Annotated in this window: 16 protein-coding genes and 1 riboswitch; of the genes, 11 read left to right on the forward strand and 5 right to left on the reverse strand. The window is 35.6% G+C overall.

Features of this window, described 5'->3' with window-relative positions:
• Together BAQ49_RS02050 and BAQ49_RS02055 are read left to right on the forward strand one after the other, a co-directional pair.
• Nucleotides 1-648 (forward strand): response regulator, encoded by a 648-nt coding sequence (locus BAQ49_RS02050; protein ID WP_071744007.1) that lies wholly within the window; start codon nt 1-3, stop codon nt 646-648.
• A 193-nt stretch (nt 649-841) separates the two neighbouring features.
• Nucleotides 842-1,468, forward strand: coding sequence for an FMN-dependent NADH-azoreductase (locus tag BAQ49_RS02055; protein WP_071744008.1), 627 nt, complete (start codon nt 842-844; stop codon nt 1,466-1,468).
• 58 nt (nt 1,469-1,526) lie between these two features.
• Here the strand turns inward: BAQ49_RS02055 and BAQ49_RS02060 are convergent, their stop codons facing one another.
• Entirely contained in the window at nt 1,527-2,198 is a 672-nt protein-coding gene (locus BAQ49_RS02060; protein ID WP_071744009.1) for a transcriptional regulator YeiL, read from the reverse strand.
• Between the two features lie 107 nt (nt 2,199-2,305).
• On the opposite strand from BAQ49_RS02060, the gene BAQ49_RS02065 reads away from it, so the two are divergent.
• Nucleotides 2,306-3,001, forward strand: coding sequence for a YjjG family noncanonical pyrimidine nucleotidase (locus BAQ49_RS02065; RefSeq protein WP_071744010.1), 696 nt, complete (start codon nt 2,306-2,308; stop codon nt 2,999-3,001).
• A gap of 193 nt (nt 3,002-3,194) precedes the next feature.
• Here the strand turns inward: BAQ49_RS02065 and BAQ49_RS02070 are convergent, their stop codons facing one another.
• Complete coding sequence (locus BAQ49_RS02070) at nt 3,195-4,427, reverse strand: chloride channel protein (RefSeq protein ID WP_071744011.1); 1,233 nt, start codon at nt 4,425-4,427, stop codon at nt 3,195-3,197.
• Nucleotides 4,428-4,746: 319 nt separating this feature from the next.
• A riboswitch (SAM riboswitch) is annotated at nt 4,747-4,851 on the forward strand.
• A gap of 92 nt (nt 4,852-4,943) precedes the next feature.
• Here BAQ49_RS02070 and BAQ49_RS02075 point away from each other — a divergent pair.
• The 3 genes from BAQ49_RS02075 (at nt 4,944) to BAQ49_RS02085 (ending at nt 8,568) form a co-directional block, all read left to right on the forward strand.
• Complete coding sequence (locus BAQ49_RS02075; RefSeq protein ID WP_071744012.1) at nt 4,944-6,242, forward strand: bifunctional O-acetylhomoserine aminocarboxypropyltransferase/cysteine synthase; 1,299 nt, start codon at nt 4,944-4,946, stop codon at nt 6,240-6,242.
• Nucleotides 6,226-7,131, forward strand: coding sequence for a homoserine O-acetyltransferase MetA (gene metA / locus BAQ49_RS02080; protein WP_071744013.1), 906 nt, complete (start codon nt 6,226-6,228; stop codon nt 7,129-7,131). Before BAQ49_RS02075 ends, metA begins: the two co-directional genes overlap by 17 nt.
• Nucleotides 7,132-7,272: 141 nt before the next feature.
• On the forward strand, nt 7,273-8,568 hold the full coding sequence (locus BAQ49_RS02085) for a homoserine dehydrogenase (protein WP_071744014.1): 1,296 nt from the start codon (nt 7,273-7,275) through the stop codon (nt 8,566-8,568).
• 29 nt (nt 8,569-8,597) lie between these two features.
• Here the strand turns inward: BAQ49_RS02085 and BAQ49_RS02090 are convergent, their stop codons facing one another.
• Entirely contained in the window at nt 8,598-9,224 is a 627-nt protein-coding gene (locus BAQ49_RS02090; RefSeq protein ID WP_071744015.1) for a YczE/YyaS/YitT family protein, read from the reverse strand.
• A 97-nt stretch (nt 9,225-9,321) separates the two neighbouring features.
• On the opposite strand from BAQ49_RS02090, the gene BAQ49_RS02095 reads away from it, so the two are divergent.
• Genes BAQ49_RS02095 through BAQ49_RS02115 form a run of 5 tightly spaced genes read left to right on the forward strand, consistent with a single transcriptional unit; the run spans nt 9,322 to nt 13,787 of the window.
• Nucleotides 9,322-10,299 (forward strand): LacI family DNA-binding transcriptional regulator, encoded by a 978-nt coding sequence (locus tag BAQ49_RS02095; RefSeq protein ID WP_071744016.1) that lies wholly within the window; start codon nt 9,322-9,324, stop codon nt 10,297-10,299.
• Between the two features lie 10 nt (nt 10,300-10,309).
• A complete protein-coding gene (locus BAQ49_RS02100) occupies nt 10,310-11,191 on the forward strand; it encodes an SGNH/GDSL hydrolase family protein (RefSeq protein WP_116733417.1) in 882 nt (293 codons plus the stop codon).
• Nucleotides 11,188-12,105 carry an ABC transporter ATP-binding protein gene (locus BAQ49_RS02105; protein ID WP_071744018.1) on the forward strand — a complete coding sequence of 306 codons (918 nt, stop codon included), beginning with the start codon at nt 11,188-11,190 and terminating at the stop codon, nt 12,103-12,105. Before BAQ49_RS02100 ends, BAQ49_RS02105 begins: the two co-directional genes overlap by 4 nt.
• Nucleotides 12,098-13,090 carry a DUF2705 family protein gene (locus BAQ49_RS02110; RefSeq protein WP_001206485.1) on the forward strand — a complete coding sequence of 331 codons (993 nt, stop codon included), beginning with the start codon at nt 12,098-12,100 and terminating at the stop codon, nt 13,088-13,090. Before BAQ49_RS02105 ends, BAQ49_RS02110 begins: the two co-directional genes overlap by 8 nt.
• A gap of 19 nt (nt 13,091-13,109) precedes the next feature.
• Nucleotides 13,110-13,787 carry a uracil-DNA glycosylase gene (locus BAQ49_RS02115; RefSeq protein ID WP_071744019.1) on the forward strand — a complete coding sequence of 226 codons (678 nt, stop codon included), beginning with the start codon at nt 13,110-13,112 and terminating at the stop codon, nt 13,785-13,787.
• A gap of 43 nt (nt 13,788-13,830) precedes the next feature.
• On the opposite strand, the gene BAQ49_RS02120 is transcribed toward BAQ49_RS02115, so the two are convergent.
• Together BAQ49_RS02120 and BAQ49_RS02125 are read right to left on the reverse strand one after the other, a co-directional pair.
• Nucleotides 13,831-14,121 (reverse strand): DUF3817 domain-containing protein, encoded by a 291-nt coding sequence (locus BAQ49_RS02120; protein ID WP_002123681.1) that lies wholly within the window; start codon nt 14,119-14,121, stop codon nt 13,831-13,833.
• Between the two features lie 209 nt (nt 14,122-14,330).
• The gene (locus BAQ49_RS02125; protein WP_071744020.1) at nt 14,331-15,152 is read right to left on the reverse strand and encodes a Cof-type HAD-IIB family hydrolase; all 822 of its coding nucleotides are present in this window, start codon (nt 15,150-15,152) and stop codon (nt 14,331-14,333) included.
• Nucleotides 15,153-15,354 lie beyond the last annotated feature (202 nt).

Consider the following 15,354-nt stretch of genomic DNA (forward strand, 5'->3'; position numbering starts at 1 on the left):
GTGAAAATAAAAGTATTGTTAGTTGATGATCATACAGTCGTTTTAAAAGGATTAGCGTTTTTTCTAAGTACACAGGAAGATTTTGAATTAGTTGGGGAAGCCAATAATGGAAAAGAAGCGTTAGTGAAAGTAGGAGAAACAAATCCCGATGTTGTACTAATGGATTTATATATGCCTGAGATGGATGGGATTGAGGCGACAGCTTGTATTAAAAAAGAATATCCAAACGTGAAAGTAATTGTCTTAACTAGTTTTTCTGATCAGGCTCATGTATTGCCGGCATTGAAAGCTGGAGCGAGTGGTTATATTTTAAAAGATGTAGAACCGGATCAGCTTGTTGAAGCTATTCGAAGCGCATATAAAGGAAATATTCAATTACACCCGGATATAGCAAATGCTCTTCTCTCTCAAACATTACCTGTGGAAGAAAAGGAAGAAGAACCTTCTATTCAAGTGGATGTGCTAACAGCAAGAGAAAATGAAGTATTGCAGCTATTAGCGAAAGGGATGAGTAATAAAGAAATCGCCTCTGTTTTAGTTATTACGGAAAAAACGGTAAAAGCTCATGTGAGTAGTATTTTGAGTAAGTTACATTTATCAGATCGCACACAAGCAGCATTATATGCAGTGAAAAATGGAATTGTATAAGACTAAAGTCGTAAGACTGAGTTCGCCTTTAGAAGGTGGACTTTTTTTATGGAAAAATACGTCTATGTGAGGACGAAATTGTCTTGATATAAAGATAAAATGTATTTGTAAGCAACAACAATTACAAGGGAGAAACCCTTTTTCGTAAGTAATATATAACAACATAAGAGTGAATAGTAGGAGGAAAAGAATCATGGCAACAGTTTTATTTGTAAAAGCAAACAACCGCCCAGCGGAACAAGCAGTAAGTGTGAAATTATACGAGGCATTTTTAGCAAACTATAAAGAAGCACATCCAAATGATACAGTAGTAGAACTTGATTTATATAAAGAAGAATTACCATATGTAGGCGTAGACATGATTAATGGTACATTCAAAGCAAGCAGAGGATTTGATTTAACAGAAGAAGAAGCAAAAGTAGTAGCAGTTGCTGATAAGTATTTAAATCAATTCTTAGAAGCTGATAAAGTTGTTTTCGGTTTCCCATTATGGAACTTAACGATTCCAGCAGTACTACACACGTATATTGATTATTTAAACCGTGCAGGTAAAACGTTTAAATATACACCAGAAGGTCCAGTTGGCCTAATCGGAGATAAGAAAATTGCATTATTAAATGCACGCGGCGGCGTATACTCTGAAGGCCCAGCGGCGGAAGTTGAAATGGCTGTTAAATATGTAGCAAGCATGATGGGCTTCTTCGGTGCAAAAAACATGGAAACGGTAGTTATCGAGGGACATAACCAATTTCCAGATAAAGCAGAAGAAATCATTACTGCAGGTCTTGAAGAAGCAGCTAAAGTAGCAAGCAAATTTTAATTGAAATTATAATCGCCACTCAAAAAACAGCATTAACTTTTATGTTAATGCTGTTTTTTTATATTTTCAGCTCGTCAGCAAGTTTTTCTAATTGATTTCGAGCTTGTATATAATATGTTCGGCCTTCTTTTTTTAAATAATTTTGCTGGCAAAACTGGTTTAATACATATAAAAGATGGCGGTAACTGACGTTTAAGTATTCTGAGGCCTCAGTATGTTTTTCGGTATAGCAATTATTTTGTTCCGTTAATAGAATAAACGCAGCTAATCGGTTTTCAAACGGATAACTATAGTTTTTGGCGTAATTTTCTGTTCGGGTAATTGTTTTTTCTCCAATAAATTTGCATAGTTTCTGTAGAAAGGTATCATCTTGCAATAAAAGATGCTGACAATCTTTAAGAGGAAGCGCTAAGCAAATGCAATCTTCAATCACCTCAACCCCCTTCGTAACAGATTCTACGCCAATTAATCCTAATTCCCCAATGAATGAAGGTGCTTGAATAAAATTAATTAAAGAGACTTTCCCATTTTTATGGCTCATATATATTTTTGCTTTCCCGGAAATTAAGTAATAGAGATAAGGGAGGTCGATTCCCTCCTTACATATCATCTCTTTCTTTTGAAGAGAATGTAGTTCTACATATGGTAAGACATGAAAGGAAAAAAGAGTATGGAATTGATGAATTTGCATGTATTGATAAATTTCTTTCTCATTTTTACTGATTTTCATATTTTCACCCCTGTTTATAGTATGAGATATCTCCTATTATTTTTACAAGGAAGAATGATACGATTTATGTAAATTTGTTTTTGTAGAAAAGAGAGTGTGAGGGGTTTATGAAAAAATATAAAGCATTGCTATTTGATGTAGATGATACATTGTTAGATTTTCAGAAGGCGGAGAAAGTGGCGTTACGTATGCTCTTTGAAGAGAAAGGGATTCCTTTAACTAGCGAGGTTGAAGCGCAGTATAAAAAAGTTAATAAAAGCCTGTGGGATGCTTTTGAAGAAGGTGAAATAAACCGTGATGAAGTCGTAAATACACGATTTTCGATTTTGTTTAAAGAGTACGGGGAAGAAGTAGATGGGATATTATTCGAAAATAATTATCGTAGCTACTTAGAAGAAGGAAACCAACTCATGCAAGGTGCATTTGAATTTATAAATCAAATTCAAAGTGAGTATGATTTATATATAGTGACAAACGGTATTTCTAAGACGCAAGATAAACGTTTACGTAATGCAGGATTACATTCATTTTTTAAAGATATTTTTGTTTCTGAAGATACGGGATTCCAAAAGCCGCTGAAAGAGTATTTTGATTATGTTTTTGAAAGGATTCCTAATTTTGCTTTTGAAGAAGGGCTCATTATTGGGGATTCGTTAAGTGCCGATATTAAAGGTGGATATGTAGCGGGAATTGATACTTGTTGGTTTAATCCAGAAAAGAAACCAAATAATAGCGAGATTGTGCCAACATATGAAGTGCATAGTTTTGAAGAGTTATACGCGCTATTAAAGCAGCGTGTGTAATAAAGTGAAACTTTAATCAGTGGGGGTTTTGTCCATCCCCCACTGATTATTAGCCTTCACCAATCGGACTTTTACGGGCAGTTATCTCCCACCTAACTCCCTCGCACTCGCCGGATTTTGAGGTGAGAGTCTTACTGCCCACAAATAGCGGGATAAAAATAGGCAGTGGAACTTTTGTCCCTACTGTCTATTTTTATTCGTTTGTAGCTTCGTTGTTTTTAGGAAGTGGAAATGCATTACCAATCGCTGCCGCTCCAAGCATTGGTAATAGTAAATTGAGCGGGAAAAACATAAGTAATAACAAGGTTATAGCTATTGGCTTTCGTAATGCATAGCTTGAGATTGCTGTTGTTACGATGGCCACAGATGCTATTGGATCTATAGGAAGAATGGAAGCCATCGCGAATCCGATACTTGATCCAGCAAATATAATTGGGAAGATATGTCCACCGCGCCAACCTGTATTTAAACAAACGGCGGTAATACATAATTTTAAAACTCCTGAAAGAAGTAATACCCAAAAAGATAAATGGCTCCATTCAACAACTAAATCTTTTAATTGATGTTCCCCAGAAAATAGTGTGTATGGGAGAAAAGTCCCCGCAATTCCTAATAAAACCCCACCTATAATTCCAAGTGTTAGTTTGTATTCGCGGAAAGGATGGATAATTTTCTCTAATGTAAATTCTACTTTGAAATAAAGGAAACCGACGATAGCACCGATACAAGCAAGAGGGAGAAAGGCGATCCATTCATTGATTGAAAGAGATCCTTCCCCAAAATCAACAATAAAAGATCCACGATTATCGAGTTTACTAAGCAATAAATAAACGGAAAAACCAGCAAAAGTAGTAGTTAGATATACAATTGCTTTTTTTCTTTTAGAAAACCCATTAATTTGTTCACCCTCATTTTCATTCGGAGCTAAATAACCGAATAATGGAGCGTTAAAAATGACGCTTAAAGTGGCACCAATTCCAACTTCTGTTAGTTCGTTCATTCCCTTTAAAGCGAAGTTAAAGCGATCCCCTACCCATGTACAAAGTCCACCGATAATTCCAACAAGTGCGGCCTCTGGACCTAGACTAGCTCCAAATATTAAAACAATAAGCGCAGTTAAAGTAGCTTTATGTACAAAACGGTATTCAATTCTACCTGTTTTTTTATATTCACCCATTACTTCTGGCATAAGACGTGGATATGTACCGAAGTATTTTTGTGTTAAACCAACGAGGATACCGCCGATGATTGTTACACAAAGAGTGTAATAAGGAGGAGAAGAGAAAGCGTTAGGTAAATATCCCCAAATAAAGTGGATTCCGATATTTAGCGTAACTAAAAATAACCAAACTGTAGCCCCTACTATAGAGCCTAAAAGAATGCCATATAGGACGAGTATATAGTGCATGTCCTTTTTATTTTTCATGTTATACCTCCGTTATGTAAATTTTAATGTAGAAAGGATTAAATATGCTAGTGTGAAATGAATTGAATATATATAGTATCTTTTTGAGAGGCTGGCTTATTCAATATAATGGAGTCTCTTGAGAATCTTGAACCTATACGCTTAAACTACTTATTTAATTCTATATATTGATCGAGGTTTTTAAAAGGTCTTTTTTAAATGAATATGGAATATATTTCTTTTGTTGTCTATATTAAAGTTCACGAATTTGATTTAGAACATTCAGAAAAAACAATTGACATCAGGAAATTATTGCTATAAAATCAACGGTAATTGCATAGTCTTATCAAGAAAAGGTGGAGGGACAGGCCCGATGAAACCTTGGCAACAGCCGTATAACGGAATTGTGCCAAATCCTGCAGGTAATAATCCTGAGAGATAAGAAAGAGCCTTTAGAGCGTGTTTTCAAACTGCTCCTTTCTTGTTTTCAGGAAAGGGGCAGTTTTTTATTTTGTATAAAAGAAAGGAGAATGAGAGATGGGAGAATCATGGGGAAAAGGAACAATTTGTGTGCAAGGTGGCTATACGCCAAAGAATGGTGAACCGCGTGTTTTGCCACTTTATCAAAGTACAACGTATAAATACGATACCTCGGATGATTTAGCGGCACTATTTAATTTAGAGGCAGAAGGATATATATATACGCGTATTGGAAATCCTACTTTAGCTGCATTTGAGCAAAAGTTATCAGATTTAGAAGGCGGTGTGGGGGCTGTTGCGACAGCTTCTGGGCAGGCGGCCATTATGCTGGCAGTTTTAAATATTTGTAGTAGTGGAGATCATCTTCTTTGTTCTTCAACAGTTTACGGGGGAACATTTAATTTATTTGGAGTAAGTTTACGTAAGCTGGGCATTGATGTTACGTTCTTTAATCCAAATTTAACAGCAGATGAAATTGCGGCACTTGCTAATGATAAGACAAAACTCGTTTATGCAGAATCGTTAGGAAATCCAGCAATGAACGTTTTGAATTTCAAAGAACTTTCAGCGGCAGCAAAAGAATTAGAAGTACCTTTTATCGTTGATAATACATTAGCGACTCCTTATTTATGCCAAGCGTTCGAACATGGAGCAAATATTATTGTTCATTCTACGACGAAATATATTGATGGTCATGCAAGCTCTTTAGGTGGCATTGTAATTGACGGAGGAAACTTTGATTGGACAAATGGAAAATATCCTGAGCTTGTCGAACCTGATCCGAGTTATCACGGCGTAAGTTATGTACAAAATTTTGGAGCGGCAGCTTATATTGTGAAAGCGCGCGTTCAATTATTAAGAGACTATGGAAACTGTATGAGCCCATTCAATGCGTATATTAGCAATATTGGCTTAGAAACACTGCATTTACGAATGGAACGTCATAGCGAAAATGCTCTCGCAGTTGCCAAGTGGCTTGCTAACCATGAACGTATTGAATGGGTGAATTATCCGGGGTTAGATAGTAATGAAAATTACTCGTTAGCACAAAAGTATTTGAAAAAAGGTGCTAGTGGAGTTTTAACTTTCGGTATTAAAGGTGGATTAGAAGCAGCAAAAGAATTTATCGCAAATGTAAAACTAGCGACTCTCGTAACGCATGTAGCTGATGCAAGAACTTGTGTTATACATCCTGCTAGTACGACGCATAGACAATTAAGTGCTGAAGATCAGCGTTTAGCTGGTGTTACATCTGATTTAATTCGTTTATCGGTTGGTATAGAAGATGTTTCTGATATTATTGCAGATTTAGAAGCGGCATTAATCGGAGGCAAACAACATGCCGATCATAATTGATAAAGATTTACCAGCTCGTAAAGTATTGCAAAAAGAAAATATTTTTGTAATGACGAAGGAACGAGCAGAAACACAAGATATCCGGGCATTGAAAATTGCCATATTAAATTTAATGCCAACGAAGCAAGACACAGAGGCACAATTACTTCGATTAATTGGAAATACACCGTTGCAATTAGATGTTCATTTGCTTCATATGGAATCACATCTGTCCCGTAATGTAGCGCAGGACCATTTAACAAGCTTTTATAAAACGTTTCGTGATATTGAAAATGAAAGATTTGATGGGCTCATTATTACAGGAGCACCAGTTGAAACTCTTTCTTTTGAAGAAGTAGATTATTGGGAAGAGCTTAAAAGTATTATGGAGTATTCAAAAACGAATGTAACATCTACGCTTCATATTTGCTGGGGGGCACAGGCTGGTTTGTATCATCATTATGGCGTTCCAAAGTATCCTCTTAAGGAAAAAATGTTTGGTGTATTTGAACATGAGGTCCTTGAACAACATGTGAAATTGTTACAAGGCTTTGATGAGTTGTTTTTTGCCCCGCACTCTCGTCATACAGAAGTACGAGAGAGTGATATTAGAAGGGTAAAAGAATTAACATTGTTAGCAAACTCTGAAGAAGCTGGTGTTCACCTTGTTATTGGGCAAGAGGGAAGGCAAGTTTTCGCACTCGGTCATAGCGAATATAGTTGTGATACGTTAAAAGAAGAATACGAACGAGATCGTCAAAAAGGGTTAAATATTGATGTGCCAAAAAATTATTTTAAGCATAATAATCCAAATGAGAAACCGCTTGTTAGGTGGAGGAGTCATGGGAATTTATTATTCTCTAATTGGTTGAATTATTACGTGTATCAAGAAACCCCTTATGTATTGTAAAAAAAGATTGTGTAACACGTGGCAACGTTTTCTTTGTAAAGATTAATCTTTATTTTTCCGAATGTTCAAAATACATTGTTTTTCAGATTTTTTACTCATATAATTTCATCTAAACACAATTTTTGAGGGGTGGACAGTATTATGAAAGAAATTCAAGTTGGTTTATTAGGTCTTGGGACAGTTGGTAGCGGTGTAGTTCGTATTATTACAGATCATCAAGAACGACTCATACACCAAGTAGGTTGTCCAGTGAAAGTAACGAAAGTGTTGGTGCAAAACATTGAGAAGGAGAGGGAGGTCGAAGTATCTTCTACTCTATTAACACAAGATGCGAATGAAATTTTAGATAATCCTAATATTGATGTTGTCATCGAAGTAATGGGTGGCATTGATGATGCAAAAGCATATATTTTACAAGCTTTACAAAGTGGGAAGCACGTTGTGACTGCAAATAAAGATTTAATGGCGTTACACGGAGCGGAATTATTGGCGGTAGCAAAGGATAATAAAGCTGATCTGTTTTATGAAGCAAGTGTAGCCGGAGGAATTCCGATTTTACGAAGCATCGTAGAAGGACTTTCTTCAGATCTTATTACGAAAGTAATGGGAATTGTAAATGGAACGACAAATTTTATTTTGACGAAAATGTCAGATGAAGGGAGAGCATATAACGACGTGTTAAAAGAAGCTCAGCAGCTTGGATTTGCAGAAGCAGATCCAACATCAGACGTAGAAGGTTTAGATGCAGCAAGGAAAATGACGATTTTGGCTACTCTCGGTTTCTCTACAAATGTAGAGCTTGGAGATGTGAAGGTAAAGGGAATTACTTCTATTACAGCAGAAGATATTGAATATAGTAAGAGCTTAGGTTATACAATTAAATTAATTGGTCTTGCAAAGCGAGATGGTGAAAAATTAGAGGTTACAGTTGAACCAACGTTACTTCCAAATACACATCCTCTTGCGGCAGTACAAAATGAATATAATGCTGTCTATGTGTATGGTGAAGCGGTAGGAGAAACGATGTTTTATGGACCGGGAGCAGGAAGCTTACCGACAGCGACAGCTGTTGTGTCAGATCTAGTTGCTGTAATGCAAAATATTAGGTTAGGTGTAAACGGAAATAGTGCGGTATCTCCTCAGTATGAAAAAGTATTAAAAGAGCCAGATGAAATTGTTGTGAAAAAGTTTTTAAGACTTCATGTAAAAGACGAAATTGGTGTATTTGCAAAAATTACATCATTGTTCTCTGAGCGTGGTGTTAGCTTTGAAAAGATTATTCAAATGCCGCTTGAAGAGAAAGGGAAAGCAGAAATTGTAATTGTAACGCATCGTGCTTCTCTTGCGGATTACGAGTACATTCTACATACATTGCAATCGTATGAAGAAATAGATTGTTTGAAAGCAAACTATCGAATTGAAGGAGATGCTAAGTAGTATCTCTTATCATAAAATGAAAAAACCTATTAAGCGGCTTGCTTAATAGGTTTTTTTCTATTTAAAATCTGCGTACCAACTTGAATAAATGCTTGAATAATCCAACCTGTTGTAAAGGATAAGATAATTGTTCCAAAATAGATTGGCCCATCTAATAAGAAGCTTAATGTTAAAAATAAAAAAGCTAATGAAATTTCTGTTCTTCTAAATGTCCACTTCTTTTTCTCAGCAACAGTTAAAACGAAAGCCTCTTGAGGTGCTGCGCAAAGGTTAGTAGAGACGTAAAGACCAATTCCGGCTCCGACGAATAGATTTCCGCAAATAAGTGTTATATATTTTGGAAGAGAGCGGATAGCGTCCATAATAGTCGTAATAGAACCAACCCAATCAACAAAAAGAGAAATAAGAATCATCGTTACAATTGTGCCGATTGTAATTTGTTTTTTGTCCCAAAAGAGTACGATTAGGGTAAAAACAAAGTTAATCATGAAAATCCAAAAACCGATACTTATGCCGAAATTTTGATATAGTGCAATAAAGAAGGAATCATAAGGGCTAAGTCCAAAGGAAGTAATTGTCGTCATCATATTAATGCCGATGGCGAGAATGAGTAAACCACCAATGAAAAATATATATTCTAATTTGAATCGAAGCATAGTTGTATATCCTTTCAAAATGTATTTGCTAGGAAAGGATATATTGTGGAAAGCTTACCAGGTCAAGGGAGAATTTTTGTGAGAAGGGGAAAAAGAGATGACAAATATAAGAAAGATTGCTGAACTTGCTGGGGTGTCTGTTTCAACTGTTTCACGTGTACTGAATAATCATCCATATGTGAATGAACAGAAACGAAAAGAAATTTTAGCAATTATAGAAGAATTGAATTATACGCAAAATGTGAATGCAATTCATTTAGTGAAAGGAAAAACGAATGTCATTGGTGTTTTATTGCCGCACGTAAATGATCAATATTATAGCGCTATTATCGAGGGAATATCAAAGGAAACAGCAAAAAATAATTATAATATGATGCTTTGTCAGACGAATTATAGTGAGGAAAGAGAATTAGAAATTTTGAATATGTTAAAAATGAAAAAGCTTGATGGGGTTATTATATGTTCGCGGGCAAATAGTAAGGAAAAGCTTGAAGAATATACGAAATTTGGTCCAATTGTTATGTGTGAAGAAATAGATTCGAATTTAATTTCGAGTGTGCATATTGATTATTATAAAGTGTTTTCGCGCGGTATGAAGAGCTTAATAGATGCGGGCCATACAAGTATTGGGTATTGCATTGGAAGAAGTAATAGCATTAATAGCCAAAGGAGAAAACAAGCATATGAAGATTCGCTTCAACAGATGGCTGTAACACCGATAGAGGCCTGGAAGTTTAAAGGCTGTTTTACGGTGGAAGATGGACGTAATGTAATTAGGGAATGGGCCTCTATGTCAGTAAAACCAACTGCGTTTCTTGTATCTTGCAACCATATTGCAGCGGGAATGGTAACGGAGGCGAAAAAACAAGGAATTCGTATTCCAGAAGATATTACGATTATCGGTTGTGATGATCAAGATGTGGCAGACATTTTAGGCATTACGACGATTTCATATTGTAGTAAAAATGTTGGTGTGAAGGCATTTGAATTATTATATGAAAAGATTAATGAAGAGCAAATAGATGTAAAGCACGTGGAGTTATTGCCAGAATTAGTACAAAGGGAAACAACATAATAGATAAGGTGTGAAAATCGCTTTTCAAAATTGCGTTTGGTATAATTATGGACAATCTATGAGGGCTAAAAGGGGTTTTGATATGAGATCAAAAGTAGTAAAAGTAACTCTACTCATTACAATTGCATCTTTCTGTTTATTTGCATATGGCTTTGTTTCAGGTGTAAATGATGTATTAAATCCGAAAGCTTCAAGTTTAATTAAGAAAACGGATGTAGTAGCAAAAGAGAAAAAGAAAACCGGAACATTGCAAGTCGTTAGTTTAGGTGATTCATTAACACGCGGTGTTGGTGATAAAGAAGGAATTGGCTATATTGGGCGTATGAAAGAGGATTTACAAAAAGATTATAAGCAAAAGGTTGCATTAACAAACTTAGCTGTTAGTGGTGCGAAAATGCCTGACTTATTAAAACAAATTGAGAGTAGTGGCGCTCAATATTCAATTAAGCAAGCGGATGTAATCGTTTTAACAATTGGAGGAAATGATTTATTTCCAGGCTGGGAATCGCTTGGAAAGATAGATTTAGAAACATACCGTCCTGATACAGCGACGTTCCAAAATGAAGCGAAGAAAATAATAGAAGAAATTCGTAAGTTAAATACAGACAGCCCAATTTTTTGGCTAGGTTTATATAATCCTTTTGAAGATGTAGAAGATTTAAAAGGGTCTTCAAACATTGTTGTAGATTGGAATGCATCTTTAGAAAAATTGGCGATAAATAATAAAAATGTGTATATTACACCGACATTTGATTTATTCCAAAACCGTGGAAAAGATTTATTATACTCCGATCATTTCCATCCGAATGAAGTAGGGTATACATATATGGCGGACCGATTAGTTCAAAATGTTGTGAGTAAATTAAAACTAGAACAAGGAGGGGTAAAATGACGACGATACTTTCTGTACGAGACGTGAAGAAGGTAATTGGAAAGAAGACAATTGTAGAGAATATTTCCTTCGATGTAAAACAAGGGGAAGTGTTTGGCTTCCTAGGGCCAAATGGTGCCGGAAAAACGACTACAATTCGAATGTTAGTTGGATTGATTAAAGAAACAGAAGGTACGATTTCTATAGGTGGTTATTCTATTAAGGAAAATTTCAGAGAAGCGATGCGTCAAATAGGGAGTATCGTTGAAAACCCAGAACTGTATACATATTTAACTGGATGGGAAAATTTAAAACAATTTGCTCGTATGCTAGGTGGTATATCAGATGAACGTATTCTTGAAATTGCTCAAATGGTTCATTTGGATGAAAGAATTCACGACAAGGTAAAAACATACTCACTCGGTATGAAACAGCGCCTTGGAATTGCCCAGGCGCTTCTTGGAAATCCCAAATTGCTCATATTAGATGAGCCAACAAATGGTTTAGATCCAGCTGGAATTAGAGAACTTAGGGAATTTATACATAAGCTTGTGAAAGAAGAAAATATGAGTGTGTTTATTTCAAGTCACTTGCTAAGTGAAGTACAAATGATATGCGATCGTGTTGCTATTATTCATAAAGGAAAAATGATAACAGTTGCCAAGGTTGAAGAGTTAATTAAAACAGCAAGTGATCGTGTAGAATGGATTGTTACACCGATCTCTAAGGCGAAAAATATGCTTGAATTGGCTGAGGAAGTAAGGGAAGTGAGTATAGAAGATGACCGATTACTATGCCGCATGGATATTGCATCTATAAGTAGTTGGAATAAACTCTTTGTAGAAAATGGGATAGATGTGCATAGCGTTAAGGAACTGGTATTTACGCTAGAAGATTTATTTATTGAACTCACAAGGGGTGAGCAGCATGCGTGAATTTGCGAATCTAGTTTTAAATGAATCGGAGAAAATTTATCGTAAGAAACGTATTTTTGTTGTCATGCTTATTTTAGCAATCTTGATCCCACTTTTCGTGTATGCTCAGTATCGTGAAATAGAAACGACGCAAAAAAGGCTCGGTACAACGGATTGGAAAGTTTCATTACAACAACAAATTGTTGATTCACAGAACCGTTTGAACAACTCTAGATTGCCAGAAGAATGGCGTGATTGGCTAAAGGTAAGAGTGGAGCAACAACAATATTATTTAGATCATGATATTAACCCGATGGCGCCGGGCGCACCGACTTTTGTAAGGGCATTTATTGAGCAAGGAATTACATTATTTATTCCGCTTCTTGTAATGATTGTCGCTATTGATATTGTTTCAGGAGAACGAAGTGATGGGACGATGAAGATGTTACTTACGCGGCCGATCCGGCGCTGGAAAATACTTCTTAGTAAGTACGTGACGATGTTATTTTTCATTTCACTCATACTGCTTCTTGTAGGTTTGTTTGCTTACGTATTATCCGGGCTTGTATTTGGATACTCTGGATGGAACTTGCCTGTTTTAACAGGATTCGTCATTGATAAGGAGACATTAAATACGAATTTTGTACATCTTATTCCGCAGTGGCAATACATCTTAATGGCGTATGGATTAGCTTGGTTTGTCGCTATCGTTGTCGGAACTATATCATTTATGGTCTCTGTTTTAATTCGTAATACACCAGCTGGTATGGGCGTTATGCTAGCCGCATTAATTGCAGGAGGCATTTTAAGCTCATTTGCAACATCTTGGGAAGGTGCGAAATATATTTTTAGTGTGAACTTAACGTTAACGGATTATTTATCAGGAAAATTACCTGCATTACAAGGTTTATCGATGGGATTTTCTTTAATGAATTTAACTGTTTGGGCAGTTGTTTCCCTTATTATTTCGTTTGTAGTATTTACAAGGCAGGATATGGTGAATTAATTGGACAGGAAGTGAAAGTATGGAAAACATTTTGCAGAATGATTGGGGACCATTACTGGGGCCAGAATTTGAGAAAGAATACTATCAAGATTTAGCTAACTTTTTAAAAGAAGAGTATGAGGAGCATGTGATTTATCCAAAGGTAGAAGATATTTTTAACGCTCTTCAGTATACAAGTTATGAAAATACAAAGGTTGTTATTTTAGGACAAGATCCATATCATGGACCGAATCAGGCGCATGGTTTAAGCTTTTCTGTACAACCTGGTATTAAAACACCGCCGTCATTGTTAAATATGTATAAAGAACTTCGAGATGAATATGGTTATGAAATTCCGAATAACGGTTATTTAGTAAAGTGGGCGGAGCAAGGAGTTTTATTATTAAATACTGTATTAACAGTTCGACAAGGTGAAGCAAACTCTCATAAAGGAAAAGGATGGGAGCATTTCACAGATCGCGTAATTGAGCTATTAAATGAACGTGAAAAGCCAGTTATTTTCATACTGTGGGGACGTCACGCGCAGGCGAAGAAAAAGTTAATTACGAATACGAATCACCATATTATTGAATCTGTACATCCAAGTCCATTATCAGCAAGACGAGGTTTCTTTGGTAGTAAGCCATACTCTAAAGTAAATGAGATTCTATCTAACATGGATGAAAAAGAAATCGATTGGCAAATTCCGAATATATGAACGCAAAAAAGGTAGCTAACAATTGTTAACTACCTTTTTACTATTATTGTTCATTTTTTAATTTTGCATCTAGTACAAAAGTACCGAATGGGATAACTGATGAAACAAGTGCACCAAGTGCCCATAAAATTGATTTGCGATGTACGATTGTTACTTGAATTACTGCAAATATGAATAGAATAAATAAAACGCCATGAGCCATACCTGTAATTTTAACAGCTGTTGCAAATCCTGCGAAATATTTTAACGGCATTGCTACAAATAATAGTAATAGGAAAGAAATCCCCTCAACTAGTCCGATTGCTCGTAATCGTCCGATTGGTGTAGATAACATGAAGTAGCCTCCTTTAATGAATGCTTGTTTATAGTAAATTTGTATTCTTTTTCAAAATAAAATAGTCTATTTTGTTCCATTATATACAAAAAGAAAGTTTACACTACGAGAATAGTGCAAAGTTCAAAATATAGTCACAAAAGCGTTGTAATTTAAATAAAAACCTATTTGAAGTATTTGACTTCAAATAGGTTTTATGAATGAAAATATTAAACAAGTACTTCCGTTTTTAAAACGAATTTCTCTACAACTTTTGCAACACCATCGTTCATATTTGTGTCTGTCACGTAGTTCGCAATTTCTTTAATATCATCTGGTGCATTGCCCATTGCAACGCCAAGACCAGCAAATTCAATCATTGCTTGGTCGTTATAGCTATCACCCATTGCGATAACTTCTTCACGCTTAATACCAAGTTTTTGGATTAGTTGGTTTAGACTTGTTCCTTTTGTAACACCATATTCAGTAAATTCTAAGAAGAAAGGTTTTGAACGCATAACGCTTAATTGGCCTTCTAGTTGTTTTTGTAGTTTCTTTTCTACTTCAACAAGACGTTCAGCTTCTTTATTCATTAATACTTTTATTACAGGCTCTGTTACAGCGGCTTTAAAATCATCTACTACAACAATTGGCATACCAGTAATTTCGCCTTCAATTTCAGTGTATGGATTATTTTCTTCTGTTACGATATCATCGCCAATATAAGTATGAATCCATACACCTTCAGTTTTACTAATTTCAAATAGGTTGTGAACGATTTCAGGAGATAGCGTACTACTAAAGATTTCTTCATTTGTTTTACAGTTAATAATTTTTGCGCCGTTAAAAGATAGAATGAAGCTGCCGTATTCTTCTAAACGAAGTTCTTTTGCGACGTTGCGCATGCCAAACGTTGGACGCCCTGAAGCAAGTACGACCTTGACCCCCTGCTCTTGTGCTGTCATTAAAGCCTCTTTCGTACGAGGTGAAATGGTATGGTCATCGCGTAATAAAGTATCATCTAAATCTAAAACAATCATTTTATAAGTCATATAGAAAATTCCTTTCTTTGTTGGAATAGAAATAAATTTTTATGAAGATATTGGGGAATATATATAGTAAGACATCGAACCTCTTTGCATGAAGATAAGAAAGGTTCTGCATTGTTAGTATAAATTATCATGAGCGTGTTGCCCATGATAATTTATCATTATCGTAACAACTCTAAAGGTAGAGTGCAATAATGGAAGTTTT

Source organism: Bacillus proteolyticus (assembly GCF_001884065.1).
GTDB lineage: Bacteria > Bacillota > Bacilli > Bacillales > Bacillaceae_G > Bacillus_A > Bacillus_A proteolyticus.